This window comes from Mesorhizobium sp. 113-3-9 (assembly GCF_016756515.1).
Classification (GTDB): domain Bacteria; phylum Pseudomonadota; class Alphaproteobacteria; order Rhizobiales; family Rhizobiaceae; genus Mesorhizobium.
In genome coordinates, this window is sequence record NZ_AP023246.1 from 3,903,352 (window position 1) to 3,916,921 (window position 13,570).

A 13,570-nucleotide genomic window follows, 5' to 3' on the forward strand; every position below is an offset into this window, starting at 1 on the left:
AATGTGCCGCCATGGCCGGGTTCCCATTGCGCCATGAAATGGCTATGAAGCCGGGTCAAGCAAGCCTGCGTCGCACCGATTCTGGCGCGACCATTCTCATTCACGGACCAGTCCATGCGTTTGTCGCGCTATTTCCTGCCTATCCTCAAAGAAAATCCGCGTGAGGCCGAGATCGTCTCGCACCGGCTGATGCTGCGTGCCGGCATGATCCGCCAGCAGGGGCAGGGCAGTTTTTCCTGGCTGCCACTCGGCAAGCGCGTGCTGGACAAGGTTTGCCAGATCATCCGCGAGGAGCAGAACCGCGCCGGCGCGCTGGAGATCCTGATGCCGACCATCCAGTCGGCCGATCTGTGGCGCGAAAGCGGCCGCTATGACGACTACGGCAAGGAGATGCTGCGCATCAAGGATCGGCAGGACCGCGACATGCTCTACGGCCCGACCAATGAGGAAGTGGTCACCGAAATCGTTCGCGCCTACGTCAAGTCCTACAAGGACCTGCCGCTCAATCTCTACCATATCCAGTGGAAGTTCCGTGACGAGGTGCGGCCGCGCTTCGGCGTCATGCGCTCACGCGAATTCCTGATGAAGGACGCCTATTCCTTCGACCTTAACTTCGAAGGCGCGAGGGCCGCCTACAACAGGATGTTCGTGTCCTATCTCAGGACCTTCACGCGCATGGGCCTGCAGGCCATCCCGATGCGGGCCGATACCGGGCCGATCGGCGGCGATCTCAGCCACGAATTCATCATCCTGGCGGACACCGGCGAGAGCCAGGTCTATTGCGATCGCGATTATCTGTCACTCCAGGTGCCTGACGAAAACACCGACTTCGCCAATGACGCGGAGATATCAGACATCGTCAAAACCTGGACGACGCCTTACGCCGCTACCGACGAGATGCATGATGAGGCGGCGTGGGACAAACTCGGCGAAGCGGACCGGGTCTCGGCGCGGGGCATCGAGGTTGGCCACATCTTCCATTTCGGCGACAAATATTCCAAGCCCATGGGCGCCAAGGTGACCGGACCTGACGGCAAGGACCATTTCGTCTCCGGCGGTTCCTATGGCATCGGCCCGTCACGGCTGGTCGCGGCGATCATCGAGGCCAGCCACGACGAGAACGGCATCATCTGGCCCGATGCCGTGGCGCCGTTCGACATCGGCCTGATCAACATGAAGGTGGGTGACGCCGAGTGCGATCGCGTCAGTGACGAGCTCGATGCCGCCTTCACCGCCGCCGGCAAGGATGTGCTCTATGACGACACCGACCAGCGGCCGGGCGGCAAGTTCGCCACCGCCGACCTGATCGGCCTGCCCTGGCAGGTAATCGTCGGGCCGCGCGGCGTGGCCGCCGGCGAGGTCGAGATCAAGAATCGCAAGACCGGCGAGCGCGTGACGCTGCCGATCGCCGATGCGAAAAAACGCTTCGGTGCCGCCGCATGAGCGAGGCGGCCGCGGCAAGATCGGCGGGTGCCGGCCCGTTCTCCATCTTCGAACGCATGGTGGCTTGGCGCTATTTGCGCTCGCGGCGCAAGGAGACGGTCATCTCGGTCATCGCCTCGATTTCTTTCCTCGGCATCATGCTGGGGGTGGCGACGCTGATCGTCGTCATGGCGGTGATGAACGGGTTCCGGGCCGAGCTGTTGACCCGCATCCTCGGCGTCAACGGCCATCTGATCGTGCAGCCGCTTGATTCGCCGCTTGAGGATTACGCCCAGGTCGCCGGCCGCATCAACGGCGTGCCCGGCATCAAATACGCCATCCCGCTGATCGACGGCCAGGTGCTGGCGCAAGGCAATGTCGGTGGCGGCACCGGTGCGCTGGTGCGCGGCATACGCGGAGAGGATCTCGGCAAGATCGCCATCGTCGCCAGCAACGTCAAACAAGGCACGCTCACCGATTTCGACTCGGGCGAAGGCGTCGCCATCGGCAAGCGCATGGCCGAGAATCTCGGGCTGACGCTCGGCGATACCATCACCTTGATCTCGCCCGATGGCGACGTGACGCCGCTGGGCACCACGCCGCGCATGAAGGGCTACAAGATCGCTGCGATCTTCGAAGTCGGCATGTCGGAATATGACAGTTCCATCGTCTACATGCCGTTCTCGGAAGCGCAGCTCTACTTCAACATGGATGGACGCGCGCAGACGATCGAGATCTATGTCGACAATCCCGACAATGTCGACGCGCTGAAATCGAAGGTGGAAGAGGCGGCGCAACGGCCCATCGACATCGTCGACTGGCGCCAGCGTAACGAGACCTTCTTTTCCGCCCTGCAGGTCGAGCGCAACGTCATGTTCATGATCCTGACGCTGATCGTGCTGGTGGCGGCGCTCAACATCATTTCCGGGCTGATCATGCTGGTGAAGGACAAGGGGCACGATATCGCCATCCTGCGCACCATGGGCGCCTCGCGCGGCGCGATCTTGCGTATCTTCCTGATGACCGGCGCGGCGATCGGCGTCACCGGCACGCTCGCCGGCGTGCTGCTCGGGGTGCTGATCTGCACCAACATCGAATCGATCCGGCAGTTCTTTTCGTGGATGACCGGCAAGGTGCTGTTCAATCCGGAGCTCTATTTCCTCAGCCAGCTGCCGGCGAAGATGGATCCGCGCGAGACCACCTATGTCATCATCATGGCGCTCGGCCTGTCGTTCCTGGCGACCGTGTTTCCGGCGTGGCGGGCCGCCCGCCTCGATCCGGTCGAAGCGTTGAGGTACGAGTAGTGGCCGAGGTCATTATCGAGCTGAAGAGCGTCGAGCGGCACTATGTCCAGGGGCCGCGCAAGCTCACCATCCTGAACGGCGCCGATTTCTCGCTGAAGCGCGGCGAGATGGTGGCGCTGGTGGCGCCGTCGGGCACCGGCAAGTCGACGCTGCTGCATACGGCCGGCCTGCTGGAGCGCCCCGACGCCGGCGACGTGATCCTGTCCGGCCGGGCCTGCGGCCGGCTGTCCGACGACGAGCGCACGTCGATCCGCCGCAACGATGTCGGCTTCGTCTACCAGTTCCATCATCTGCTGCCGGAGTTTTCCGCGCTGGAAAACATCATGATGCCGCAGCTGATCAAGGGCCTGCCGCGCAAGGAAGCATCCGAGCGCGCCGCCCAACTGCTCGATTACATGCAGATCGGCAAGCGCGCTTCGCACCGGCCGGCCGAATTGTCCGGTGGCGAGCAGCAGCGCGTCGCCATCGCTCGTGCCGTTGCCAATGCGCCGCTGGTGCTGCTGGCCGACGAGCCGACCGGCAATCTCGATCCGGTCACCGCTTCCTATGTGTTCGAAGCGCTGGAGGCGCTGGTGCGGCAATCGGGTCTCGCGGCGCTGATCGCCACCCACAATCACGAGCTGGCATCGCGCATGGACCGGCGCGTCACGCTGGCCGACGGTAAGGTGGTGCCGCTCGGCTCGGGCTGACCTCAGCCTCGACAGTCCCAGGCGGCTCATCGACAATCCGCGCTACGGAATGTGTTTCCGCACCATAGGTGCCCGCTGCACCCGTCAACCTTTTCCTGGCCCTGCCGATTTCCTCCTATCGCCTGCGGCGCATAATCGACGAAGCAAGATAGCCCAGTGCAAGCGTCATGGCGGCGACCGCGATCCCGGTGCTGATCACGCCTGCCGGCGTTATCCTGGCACTGCCTTGCAAGGTAACATGCTTGCCTAGGCGCAGATCGAAAACGGACTTGATTTCCTCAGGATGTGAGGGGACCGCGGGCGAGGGGTCTTCCTGGACAACTGACATTTGAGCCTCCGGTTCGTGCCTGCTATGCGGCTGCTGGAGCGAACCGTGTTTCTACACAACCTCCATCCGTTGCGGAAGTTCAGTTGCGAGCATCCGTGGACCGTAGACCTCAACGCTCGCCAGTGTATTCCGCCACGGCAACGCTGAGTTTCAACCTCGATGGCGCAGAGACGAATCGACAACGCCGCCGCGAATCCGTCTGGCAGCGGTCGGCCGCAATGGCGCGGGTTGGAAAGAACGGGCGGCATTCGCGAGCAAGCACGCGAACAAGTAAAGTTGAAGTTGAACTGATTTTCTACCGCGTGGAAAACGTGCATAGCCTGCGATGGAAGGCGGGTGTGCGCCAAGCTCGTTAGCTGCCATGAGGTTGTGATGTTGGCTGACCACTCAGACAGTTTCGTCGCCTATCCGTCACGCTGGCAGTGCGCATTTCTTGCATTTGGTTCATTAGCTTTTGTTATCGTGGGGCTGTGGATGTTAGGCGCCTTTGGTGCTGCGCCTACCCCTACTATCCAATACTCTCATCTGAAAATACTTATTGCCGGCTGGATTGCTGTGACAGTGGGTCCGCTTGCTGCGATGAAGTGGATTTCAAAATTGTTCGTGACGGCGGAGCAATTGCGTATCGATGCGGCGGGTATTCGCTATTCGCCTTGGTCCGATAAAACCATACCCTGGTCTGAGATAGCAGACGTAACGACTTGGTCCCGAAACGCGCAGAAGAGAATAGTTTTACATCTACGACACCCCAACAACTTCCCAGGCAAAGGATTAGCTGGTCGTTTGGCTAGTGCCAGCCGCAAGTTGACCGGAGGTGATGTAACCATAACCATTTTGCTGACCGGCACAGACCGTAGCTTCGATGAGGCTATGTCAGCGATCATGCGTTACAGGCGGTCGAGCTAACGCCCCGTTGCCCGCTTTGGCTGCCTGATCAGTCGAGAAGCGGCATGTATTTACGTCGCCTATTTAGCCTACTGCTTTCTCGCCGCTTCTTGCCTGCGTATTCCTCCGAAAGCCCTTCGCATAGGCGGCCTTTTCGTCACTGCCATGCCGATCTTCACTGGATACATCTTGGGGGCCGTCGGCTGGCCGGGGCTGGCGTGGATCGCGCTTGACGCCTCTGACCCACCGAAGCGGATGAGCGCTGGTGTTGTTTGCAGCATTACCTATTGGGACTTGGCCGCGGGCGACTGCGGCTACCGGGATATCGAGACGGACTATGCCAGGGCGATCATAGCTACCGCGCCACCTGGAACCGGTTAACCTTTCGCTAACCGTGCCAAATTTCCCGCATTATCTCCATACCCCGTGGTCGTTGACATTGAAACAAAATTAGAACAAATTGCGAACATATCAACAACAGGAGAGAGTTATGACCGATCTGGTTCAGGATGTCATCTCGCTGGTTTGCATGAGTGCGTTTCTCGTTTCCATGGCGATCTGGATCGGAGCCATGTGATTTGGCGGCTTCTCGCCGCCTTGGTTCCGCGGGCGAAACCCGCTCCGCCGTTAAGCCTTTCTTGCCGTCGCGACGCTAGGGTGCGCTTCCAAGGCAGGGAGCAACGTCCAGGTGTCGCCCATCGTCACTGCCATTCTCGTGGCCAGCAACCTCGGGCTGATCTTTCTCTTGATGAACCGCGCCGCTCGGTTTGCGCACGGTCAGGATGGGCCGCTTGATTGCGGTGGACCGTCAGCGCCTCTGGCAGGCGCTGTGGCAGCTTGGCGGCGATGCCGGCTGGTCCGGAGAGATCCTGTCGGTGGGGCCGCTGGACGGGGAGGGCGTGTCCCGCATCATGCTGTCGCGAGAGGGCCGCGACGGCAAGCCGATCGAACGCAAGGCACGGTTTGACGATGTCGTCGAAGGCAGTCGCTTCTCGATGCGTGTCGTCGAGGATACCGCGCTCGATGCCTCGTTCTGGAAGACTATCGCGAAACCGCCGAACTCGTCCGCGAAGGCGGCGGCACGCGGGTGACGCTCGGCCAGACGGACCGTTACCGCGGCGTTGCCTTTCTGGTGTTCCGTTACTTCGCCATGCGCCGCGAGCTGTCCAAGCTGCAACGCTGGGCGCTACCGGTCAGTATCGCAAGGGCGGCTGGTTCGAGCATCCGCTCAGCCAGGTCGGCTTTGCCGTACTTTCGGCATTGATGCTGTGGCCGTTCTTCGGGCTCCACCTCGGCGGACTGGCGCTCGCCTCGATCCTCACCTCGGTCGTGGCCCTGCATGAGCTCGGCCATATGGCGGCGTTCCGGCTGATGGGCCACCGCAAGGCGCGGATGATCTTCATTCCGCTGCTCGGCGGCATCGCCATTGGCGGCCGGCCTTACAACAGCCGTTTCGAAGTGGCCTTCGTGGCGCTGATGGGGGCGGGCTTCTCCGCCTTCCTGGTGCCGATCGTCATTGCCGCCAGTGCGCTTGCGGGCGGCGAGGGACACAAGGCCGCAGCAGCGCTGCTGGCTGCGCTGGCGGGCTGCGCCGCCCTGTTCAACATCGCCAATCTGGTGCCGGTGTGGAAGTTCGACGGCGGCCAGGTGCTGCGCCAGATCTGCCCGGGGCCGGTCGCGCTGGCGCTGGCTTCTTTCTTCCTGCTCTCGGCCTTCCTGGCGGTCGGGTGGCGGGCCGGCTTTTCTTCCGGCTTCCTGCTCGCGGCGGGGGCGGTCTTTTCAATCCTCAGCCTGCTGACCATGGGCAGCGGGGGCAAGCCACGCCACGAGCTGGAGCCGATCCGCACGGTCGACCGCTTCGCCATCGCCGGTGCGCTGCTGGCGGTGTTCGTCATCCATGGCTGCGGCATCCTGTGGGCGTCGGCGCAGCTGCTTTGAGCCATGTTGAGCCCGAAGGGTTCAACCGGTCTTTCGGGCTGGCTCGGCGGGTGCGGCCACGGCGGGACCAAAAACGTCCTCGAAGGCTGATTTCAGCGCCAGATCGAGGTCGGCCATGCCGATGGGAAGGCCGAGATCGACGAGGCTGGTGACACCGTGGTCCTGCACACCGCAGGGCACGATGCCGCTGAAATGGCCGAGATCAGGCTCGACATTGATGGCGATGCCGTGAAAACTCACCCAGCGCCGCAGCCTTATGCCTATTGCCGCGATCTTGTCCTCGGCCGGCGAACCGTCCGGCAAGGCAGGACGATCCGGCCGCACCACCCAGACGCCGACCCGGTCCTCGCGGCGTTCGCCGCGCACGTTGAAGGCGGCGAGCGTGCCGATGATCCACTGTTCGAGCGCGGCGACGAAGGCGCGCACGTCCTCGCGTCGCCGTTTCAGGTCGAGCATGACATAAGCGACCCGCTGGCCCGGCCCGTGATAGGTGTATTCGCCGCCGCGACCGGCCGAAAAGACCGGGAACCGGTCGGGATCGATCAGGTCCTCGACGCGCGCACTGGTGCCGGCGGTGTAGAGCGGCGGATGTTCGACCAGCCAGACCATTTCGCCGGCGGCCCCGCCGCGTATCGCTTCGGCGCGCGCCTCCATGAAAGCAAGCGCATCGGGATAGGGGGTAAGGCCAGGCTCGATGCGCCACTCGACCGGTGCTGAAGCGGGGAGCGGCAGGAACGACGTGGCGATCTGGCTGCGTTCTGTCATGGCTTTTCGTTTTTCACTTATGCCGTCGCGATCCGCTTGCACTTCCGGGCGACATGCATCTGTCTCCATATGGCGTTATCAGCTGGAAACGTCCAGTTCCGGCCCTTCATTCCAATCCTGTGGACCGTTATACCAATCGCTTGAGATTATTGCGTGCGGCGCACTTGTTTCACCGGAAACGATTTGCTACACGCCGCGAGCCGGTCGGTTCCGGCTCCTACCACGTGCGGTCGTGGCGGAATTGGTAGACGCGCAGCGTTGAGGTCGCTGTGGGGCAACCCGTGGAAGTTCGAGTCTTCTCGACCGCACCAAAATTTCCCGAAGCGGGCCTTCGGATCTCGTAAAATCACCTCCGGCAATCCGGCGATCATCAGACCCCGAGTACCGCGCCGCCGCCCTATAGCGGCTGGACCTTTGGTCCGTTCGGCAGATCGACGGTAACGACGAGGCCGGTTGGCTGGTTGTCGTGCAACTCGATCTTGCCGCCATGGCCCTGGATGATGTCCGCTACGATCGAGAGGCCCAGACCAAAACCGTGCTTCGAGGCGACGCCGCGTGACATGTCCTCCTTGAAGAAGGGTTCGAAAACGCGGGAGCGCGCCGTCATCGAAATGCCCGGCCCGTCGTCGCCGACCGCAATGCGCGCCGTCGTGCCGGTCTGCGTCAATGCGACGGTGACATTGCCGGCGAATTTGACCCCATTGTCGCATAGGTTGGTGATCGCACGCGCCAGCGCATTGGGTTTGCACCAGCCCAGAAGCCTGTCCGGCCCGGAATAGGAAACCGAAAACCCGACATCGGAGAATTCGGCACAGACGGTTTGCAGCACGCTGGCAATATCGGCCCGCTGCAGCTTTTCCGTCGACACGTCGTTACGCAGATAGGTCAGAGTCTCGTCGATCAGATCTTCGATGTGCCGGACGTCGGACAGTATGGCGGTTCGAAGGAGACCATCATCCATGCGCTCGGCGCGAAGCCGCAGCCGTGTCAAAGGCGTGCGCAGATCATGACTGACGCTGCGCAACATGCGAGTGCGGTTTTCGATCATCGTGCGGATACGCTCCCGCATCCTGTTCAGCGCGCGCGCCAGACCGACCATTTCGATGGAGCCGTGTTCGGCGAAGAGCTCATTGCCATTCTCGATCTCGGCTTCCCCCACTGCCGCCGAGATGCGCCTTAGCGGGTCGGTCACGGCCCATACGGCAAACAGCCAGATCAGGATGGGCAAGGCGACGAAAGCCATGAACCTGTAGAACGAGACACGGACGAAGCCTGATGTCAGCCAGGAATCGGGCATGCCGAAATGCGCCAGGACGCTCTGCTGGTCCAGATCGATGACAAACGCGTACCTGCCGCCGGTCCTTATCCAGCGCCCGGCGATCGAGCTGCTCTCGATCTGGAGAAGCCATGTGATGCTTCGCCATTGCAGATAGGAATCTGGAATATTGCTGATCTGCTCCCTGGGCAGGATCTTGAAATCAAAGCCGGCGCGTGTCGCCGCGGCCAGAACAGCGCTGCGGGCTTCGACCGATGTCTGGCGCAACAAGGCAGCGACAACGGCAGCCTGCCTGGCGCTGTCTTCCACGACGGGAAGGTCGGCATTTTCGATCAAATCCTCGAAGGCCGATCCGGAGGACATGATCACGATCACGGCGATGAAAATAATTGCCGCGAACTGCCCACGCACCGACTGCGGCAGGAAACGACGGACCAAGCGCCTCACGCTTCCTCCACCGTGGCGGTGAAGATGTAGCCACCCAGGCGGACAGTCCTGAGAAGAACCGGATCGCGCGCGTCCTTTTCGATTTTCTGGCGGATCCGGCTGACATGGACATCGACGCTTCGCTCGATCGGGCCGGCAAGCCCCGCATGGGTGACGCTGAGAAGTTCCTCGCGCGACAGAACCCGACCCGCATTGCGGCAGAACGCAAGCAGCAGATCGAATTCATGCGTCGTGGTCGCGACCCGCGCATTGCTGGGATCATGCAATTGCCGGCGAACGGGATCGAGGCGCCAGCCGTTGAAGCGAAGCACCTTTGTCCGGTCCCGTTCGTCGGGAGCGTAAGCCGTGCGGCGCAGCAACGCGCGTATCCTTGCCGTCAATTCGCGCGCGCTGAACGGTTTCGTCACATAGTCGTCGGCACCGATCTCCAGTCCGAAGATACGGTCAATTTCCTCGCCAAGCGCGGTCAGCATCAGGATCGGAACGTTCGTTTGCGCACGAAGCCGGCGGCAGATGCTGAGGCCATTTTCACCAGGCAGCATGATATCGAGCACGATGAGATCGAATTTCTGGCTGCGAAGCGCGGCGTTCATGCGCACGCCGTTGGCGGCGATTTCCACGATCATGCCGTTTTCCGTGAGCGTCTCGCCCAGCATGCGCGCGATCTCGATATCGTCTTCGACAATGAGGATCTGCGGGCCTTGCCTCGGCGATTTGAACTCGGCGTTCAGATCGATCCGGCCGGAGCCTGCCGCAGCCTGCATTGCACTGTGTGTTGGCATCAAAACCGATATCCGACGAGAAGCATTCCCGAGGGCTGGATCTTGTCGACGACAACAGGGCTGTCGGCAGCGTCCCCCACAAGAATGCCGACCCCCGCCTGGCCACGCACCATCCAGTTGCGATTGAGCATATATGTGGCGGAAATCGAAAAATCGGCGCGCTTCAACCCGGCGCCGGCATCGTAACGCGCCAGCCCCGAGCGAGCCGATTGCTCCGGCGTGACGCCAAAATAGGCCTGCATGTATTTTTCGTCGGCGAAGACGACCGATGCGGCGGCGCCGACCATCCATGACGGGGACAGAGGCTGGGTCACCTCAATACCAAGCGTGCCCTCCAGGCCGTCGCTGCCGCCGATGGTCTTGTCCAGTTGCGCGAAGATTTCCGCCGGACCGAATTTCACCGCCGCCTTGGCGCCGACGACCGCGCCCATGTCGACATCCCCCAGGCCGCGCAGGTGATCGGCATCGTCTTCCTTGCGGCCCATGTCGTAGCCAAGCCGCGCACTGAGCTCGAACGGCCCTTGTTCATAGACGGCGATGTTGGCGCCCGTCGGATCGATCGTCACCGTGTCGAGGAATGTCGCCGATATGAAAGGCACCGGCATGACCTTGAACTCGTTGCTGCCCTCGTATTTGGGAACGATGATGGCGCCGCCGCCAAGGACGACATGCCAGTCGGCCAATTTCTGTTCGAAGCGCCCGAAACGTGAAGGATTGGGCGGCGGGGTCGGATCCCCGGTGTCGTCGGCATCGGTGTCGACGGCAATGGCATCCGCCGCCAGCACGATCTCAGAATGCGTTGAAAACAGGATTGCCATCGCCGCGAGGGAGGCCCGGCCGGCGAAGAGTCCAGAAACCATTTTGTACATGCATGCTCCAGAGCAGGGAGGCAGTAAGAGCCTCCGATGCCCGGACTATTTCAGGTGAAAATGGCTGCATGCATGAAGTGATATTAAGTTTTGTTGCGCAATCTTGGCCTGATCTTGGCTCCGTGCGTGCGCGCCTCTGGAACGGCGAAGCGTCAGACTCGGGAGTGTTTGATAGTCCCGCTCGTCAGGACGATGGGCCGGCCTGACCGCTGTCGAGGGATTATTTGTCGGCCAATTAAAGTTCATCAGCGGCGGGCTGCTTCCTAAACTGAGCTGCCAAACAAGGCTGTCACTGTTTCGTTATTGGTGGTTGCTGACAGCTCGCTTGACAATGCGATCCAGGCAACGGCAAGGGTCGCTTCGTGGGTTTTGGCAAAGGGGAGATACCATGAAGAAGACTTATGTGAAGCCGGTGTTCGTAAGGCGCGAAAAGCTGTCCGCCGTGACGGCGATAGCTTGTCCTAGCTTCGGCTGCCCGACCTAAGGGCTGGGCCGAACCGGCTTCTGCCAGATTCCCCGCCGTCGAAAGCGGGCGGGCTCCCATCGTGGCGTGGGCTGTTCGACTGTTTGGAAGGGACCGCTGGGCGGCGCATTCAGATCGCGCCGCCTCGTGTTTCGGCAACTGCCCTTAGGGCAGCCTGTTCCCAGAGGTTATGCCGCCCTCTTCATCCGCGCCAGCGTATCGGCCACCACCTCGCCAAATGACGACGGCGTCGGCACGATGATGACGCCTGCCTCCTTCAGGATTTCGACCTTCTCCTGCGCCGACTCGCCGAAGGCGGAGATGATGGCGCCGGCGTGGCCCATGCGGCGGCCTTTCGGGGCGGAGAGGCCGGCGATGTAGGCGATGAGCGGCTTGCGCATGTTGTCGCGTGCCCAGATCGCGGCTTCGGCTTCCTGCGGTCCGCCGATCTCGCCGATCATCACCACGGCGTCGGTCTCGTCGTCCTGTTCGAACAGCTTCAGCATGTCCTTGAAGGAGGAGCCGTTGATCGGGTCGCCGCCGATGCCGACGCTGGTCGACACGCCAATGCCGAGCGCCTTCATCTGCGAGGCCGCTTCGTAGCCGAGCGTGCCGGAACGGCCGACAATGCCGACGCGGCCGGGCAGGTAGATCGAGCCGGGCATGATGCCCATCAGCGCCTGTCCCGGGGTGATCATGCCGGCGCAGTTCGGGCCGATCAGCCGCATGCGGTCCTCGAAGCGGTAGCGGCGCATGTACCGCTTGACCTGCATCATATCCTGCGAGGGGATGCCGTCGGTGATGCAGACGCAGAGTTTTATCCCCGCGTCGGCGGCCTCCATGATCGAATCGGCGGCGAAGGGCGGCGGCACGAAGACGATGCTCGCCTCCGCGCGGGTCTCGCGCACCGCGCCCTTGACGGTGTTGAAGACGGGCAGGCCGAGATGCGTCTGGCCGCCCTTGCCGGGGGTGACGCCGCCGACAAGCTTGGTCCCGTAGCGTTTCATGTCCTCGGCATGGAAGCTGCCGATCTTGCCGGTGAAACCCTGGACGATGACCCGGGTGCTGCGGTTGAGCAGGATTGCCATTTTTTCGACCTCCCTAGAGCATGATGCCGAAAAGTGTGAAGCGGTTTTCGGACGACATCATGCTCTATCTGTTTGATTTTAGAGACGGATTCAGATTTCAGGTCGATTCGACCTGAAATCATCCGGCTCTAGGCTGCTTTTTTCTTGGTGGCCGTTCGCCAGGCGGCGACGGCTTTTTCGGCGGCTTCGGCCAGCGTGTCGGCGACGATCACGGCCTCGCCGGAATCGGCCAGGATGCGGCGTCCTTCCTCAGCCTTGGTGCCGGAGAGCCGCACCACCAGCGGTACGGTCACGCCGACCTCGCGTATCGCCTTGATGACGCCCTCCGCGACCCAGTCGCAGCGGTTGATGCCGGCGAAGATGTTGACCAGGATGGTCTCGACATTCTTGTCGCCGAGCACGGCGCGGAAGGATTTCGCCACCCGCTCGGGCGAGGCGCCGCCGCCAATGTCAAGGAAATTGGCCGGCTCGCCGCCGGCGATCTTGATCATGTCCATGGTCGCCATGGCGAGCCCGGCGCCATTGATGATGCAGCCGATGTTGCCGTCGAGGCCGACATAGGAGAGACCACGGTCGCTGGCAAAGGTTTCGCGCGGGTCTTCCTGGCTCTTGTCGCGCAGTTCGGAGATTTCCGGCCGCCGGAACAGCGCGTTCTCGTCGAACGACATCTTGGCGTCGAGCGCGATCAGATTGCCGTCGCGGGTCACCACCAGCGGATTGATCTCCAGCATCGAGGCATCGTAGTCGCGGAACACCTGGTAGCAGCTGAAAATGGTCTCGGTCGCCTTGCCGATCAGGTCGTGATCGAGGCCGAGCCCAAAGGCGATTTCGCGGGCCTGGAAACGCTGCATGCCGACGCCGGGATCGACCGAGGTGCGCAGGATGGAATCGGGGGCCTTCTCGACAATGTCCTCGATCTCCATGCCGCCGGCGGCCGAGGCCACGATCATCACGCGCTCTTCCTTGCGGTCGAGGACGAAGCCGACATAGAGCTCCTGCGCGATGTCGACGGCTTCCTCGAGATAGAGCCTGGAGATCAGCTTGCCGCGCGGGCCGGTCTGCTGGGTCACCAGCTTGCGCCCGAGCATTGCTTCGGCGGCGCTGGAGATCTCTTCGTCATTGGCGCACAGTTTTATGCCGCCAGCCTTGCCGCGGGCGCCTGAGTGAACCTGCGCCTTCAAGACCCATTTGCCGCCGCCGATCTCGCGCGCCCGGTAGGTTGCCTGTTCGGGGCTGTAGGCCAGCCCGCCGCGCGGCACATGCACGCCATGCCGGGCGAGCAGTTCCTTGGCCTGATATTCGTGGATGTCCATT

General features: G+C 62.2%; 13 protein-coding genes and 1 tRNA gene. 7 read left to right on the plus strand and 7 right to left on the minus strand.

The features are described 5' to 3' along the window. The first annotated feature begins 114 nt into the window (after positions 1–114). Genes proS through MesoLj_RS18925 form a run of 3 tightly spaced genes read left to right on the plus strand, consistent with a single transcriptional unit; the run spans position 115 to position 3,415 of the window. Complete coding sequence (proS, locus tag MesoLj_RS18915; protein ID WP_140775936.1) at positions 115–1,443, plus strand: proline--tRNA ligase; 1,329 nt, start codon at positions 115–117, stop codon at positions 1,441–1,443. Then, the gene (locus MesoLj_RS18920) at positions 1,440–2,726 is read left to right on the plus strand and encodes a lipoprotein-releasing ABC transporter permease subunit (RefSeq protein ID WP_202321755.1); all 1,287 of its coding nucleotides are present in this window, start codon (positions 1,440–1,442) and stop codon (positions 2,724–2,726) included. The genes proS and MesoLj_RS18920 overlap by 4 nt, the downstream gene beginning before the upstream one ends. Continuing rightward, positions 2,726–3,415 (plus strand): ABC transporter ATP-binding protein, encoded by a 690-nt coding sequence (locus MesoLj_RS18925; RefSeq protein WP_202321756.1) that lies wholly within the window; start codon positions 2,726–2,728, stop codon positions 3,413–3,415. Before MesoLj_RS18920 ends, MesoLj_RS18925 begins: the two co-directional genes overlap by 1 nt. A gap of 115 nt (positions 3,416–3,530) precedes the next feature. On the opposite strand, the gene MesoLj_RS18930 is transcribed toward MesoLj_RS18925, so the two are convergent. Then, on the minus strand, positions 3,531–3,743 hold the full coding sequence (locus MesoLj_RS18930; RefSeq protein ID WP_140775938.1) for a hypothetical protein: 213 nt from the start codon (positions 3,741–3,743) through the stop codon (positions 3,531–3,533). A gap of 372 nt (positions 3,744–4,115) precedes the next feature. Between MesoLj_RS18930 and MesoLj_RS18935 the strand changes: the two genes are divergently transcribed. The 3 genes from MesoLj_RS18935 (at position 4,116) to MesoLj_RS36315 (ending at position 6,566) form a co-directional block, all read left to right on the plus strand. Next, the gene (locus MesoLj_RS18935) at positions 4,116–4,649 is read left to right on the plus strand and encodes an STM3941 family protein (RefSeq protein WP_202321757.1); all 534 of its coding nucleotides are present in this window, start codon (positions 4,116–4,118) and stop codon (positions 4,647–4,649) included. Positions 4,650–5,419: 770 nt separating this feature from the next. Next, on the plus strand, positions 5,420–5,719 hold the full coding sequence (locus tag MesoLj_RS36310) for a hypothetical protein (RefSeq protein WP_244735099.1): 300 nt from the start codon (positions 5,420–5,422) through the stop codon (positions 5,717–5,719). Positions 5,720–5,891: 172 nt separating this feature from the next. Next, the gene (locus tag MesoLj_RS36315) at positions 5,892–6,566 is read left to right on the plus strand and encodes a hypothetical protein (RefSeq protein WP_244735100.1); all 675 of its coding nucleotides are present in this window, start codon (positions 5,892–5,894) and stop codon (positions 6,564–6,566) included. Between the two features lie 21 nt (positions 6,567–6,587). On the opposite strand, the gene lipB is transcribed toward MesoLj_RS36315, so the two are convergent. Beyond that, positions 6,588–7,331: a lipoyl(octanoyl) transferase LipB gene (lipB, locus tag MesoLj_RS18945; protein WP_202321758.1), complete on the minus strand. Its 744-nt coding sequence runs from the start codon at positions 7,329–7,331 to the stop codon at positions 6,588–6,590. Positions 7,332–7,557: 226 nt separating this feature from the next. Between lipB and MesoLj_RS18950 the strand changes: the two genes are divergently transcribed. Then, positions 7,558–7,642 (plus strand) — tRNA-Leu (locus MesoLj_RS18950). Between the two features lie 86 nt (positions 7,643–7,728). On the opposite strand, the gene MesoLj_RS18955 is transcribed toward MesoLj_RS18950, so the two are convergent. The 5 genes from MesoLj_RS18955 to MesoLj_RS18975 all read right to left on the minus strand — a co-directional run bounded on the left by MesoLj_RS18955 (position 7,729) and on the right by MesoLj_RS18975 (position 13,569). Then, positions 7,729–9,054, minus strand: coding sequence for a sensor histidine kinase (locus MesoLj_RS18955; protein ID WP_140772851.1), 1,326 nt, complete (start codon positions 9,052–9,054; stop codon positions 7,729–7,731). Continuing rightward, positions 9,051–9,818 carry a response regulator gene (locus MesoLj_RS18960; protein ID WP_202327344.1) on the minus strand — a complete coding sequence of 256 codons (768 nt, stop codon included), beginning with the start codon at positions 9,816–9,818 and terminating at the stop codon, positions 9,051–9,053. Before MesoLj_RS18960 ends, MesoLj_RS18955 begins: the two co-directional genes overlap by 4 nt. Positions 9,819–9,835: 17 nt before the next feature. Continuing rightward, complete coding sequence (locus MesoLj_RS18965) at positions 9,836–10,705, minus strand: MipA/OmpV family protein (protein WP_202321760.1); 870 nt, start codon at positions 10,703–10,705, stop codon at positions 9,836–9,838. 651 nt (positions 10,706–11,356) lie between these two features. Beyond that, positions 11,357–12,256 carry a succinate--CoA ligase subunit alpha gene (gene sucD / locus MesoLj_RS18970; RefSeq protein ID WP_202321762.1) on the minus strand — a complete coding sequence of 300 codons (900 nt, stop codon included), beginning with the start codon at positions 12,254–12,256 and terminating at the stop codon, positions 11,357–11,359. A 128-nt stretch (positions 12,257–12,384) separates the two neighbouring features. Beyond that, on the minus strand, positions 12,385–13,569 hold the full coding sequence (locus tag MesoLj_RS18975) for a malate--CoA ligase subunit beta (RefSeq protein ID WP_202321764.1): 1,185 nt from the start codon (positions 13,567–13,569) through the stop codon (positions 12,385–12,387). Position 13,570 lies beyond the last annotated feature (1 nt).

Bases quoted from the DNA above. Each gene is read 5' to 3' on its own strand.
- proS (WP_140775936.1), top strand. From the start codon at position 115: ATGCGTTTGTCGCGCTATTTCCTGCCTATCCTCAAAGAAAATCCGCGT.
- MesoLj_RS18920 (WP_202321755.1), top strand. From the start codon at position 1,440: ATGAGCGAGGCGGCCGCGGCAAGATCGGCGGGTGCCGGCCCGTTCTCC.
- MesoLj_RS18930 (WP_140775938.1), bottom strand. From the start codon at position 3,743: ATGTCAGTTGTCCAGGAAGACCCCTCGCCCGCGGTCCCCTCACATCCT.
- MesoLj_RS18935 (WP_202321757.1), top strand. From the start codon at position 4,116: ATGTTGGCTGACCACTCAGACAGTTTCGTCGCCTATCCGTCACGCTGG.
- MesoLj_RS36315 (WP_244735100.1), top strand. From the start codon at position 5,892: ATGCTGTGGCCGTTCTTCGGGCTCCACCTCGGCGGACTGGCGCTCGCC.
- lipB (WP_202321758.1), bottom strand. From the start codon at position 7,331: ATGACAGAACGCAGCCAGATCGCCACGTCGTTCCTGCCGCTCCCCGCT.
- MesoLj_RS18960 (WP_202327344.1), bottom strand. From the start codon at position 9,818: ATGCAGGCTGCGGCAGGCTCCGGCCGGATCGATCTGAACGCCGAGTTC.
- MesoLj_RS18965 (WP_202321760.1), bottom strand. From the start codon at position 10,705: ATGTACAAAATGGTTTCTGGACTCTTCGCCGGCCGGGCCTCCCTCGCG.
- sucD (WP_202321762.1), bottom strand. From the start codon at position 12,256: ATGGCAATCCTGCTCAACCGCAGCACCCGGGTCATCGTCCAGGGTTTC.
- MesoLj_RS18975 (WP_202321764.1), bottom strand. From the start codon at position 13,569: ATGGACATCCACGAATATCAGGCCAAGGAACTGCTCGCCCGGCATGGC.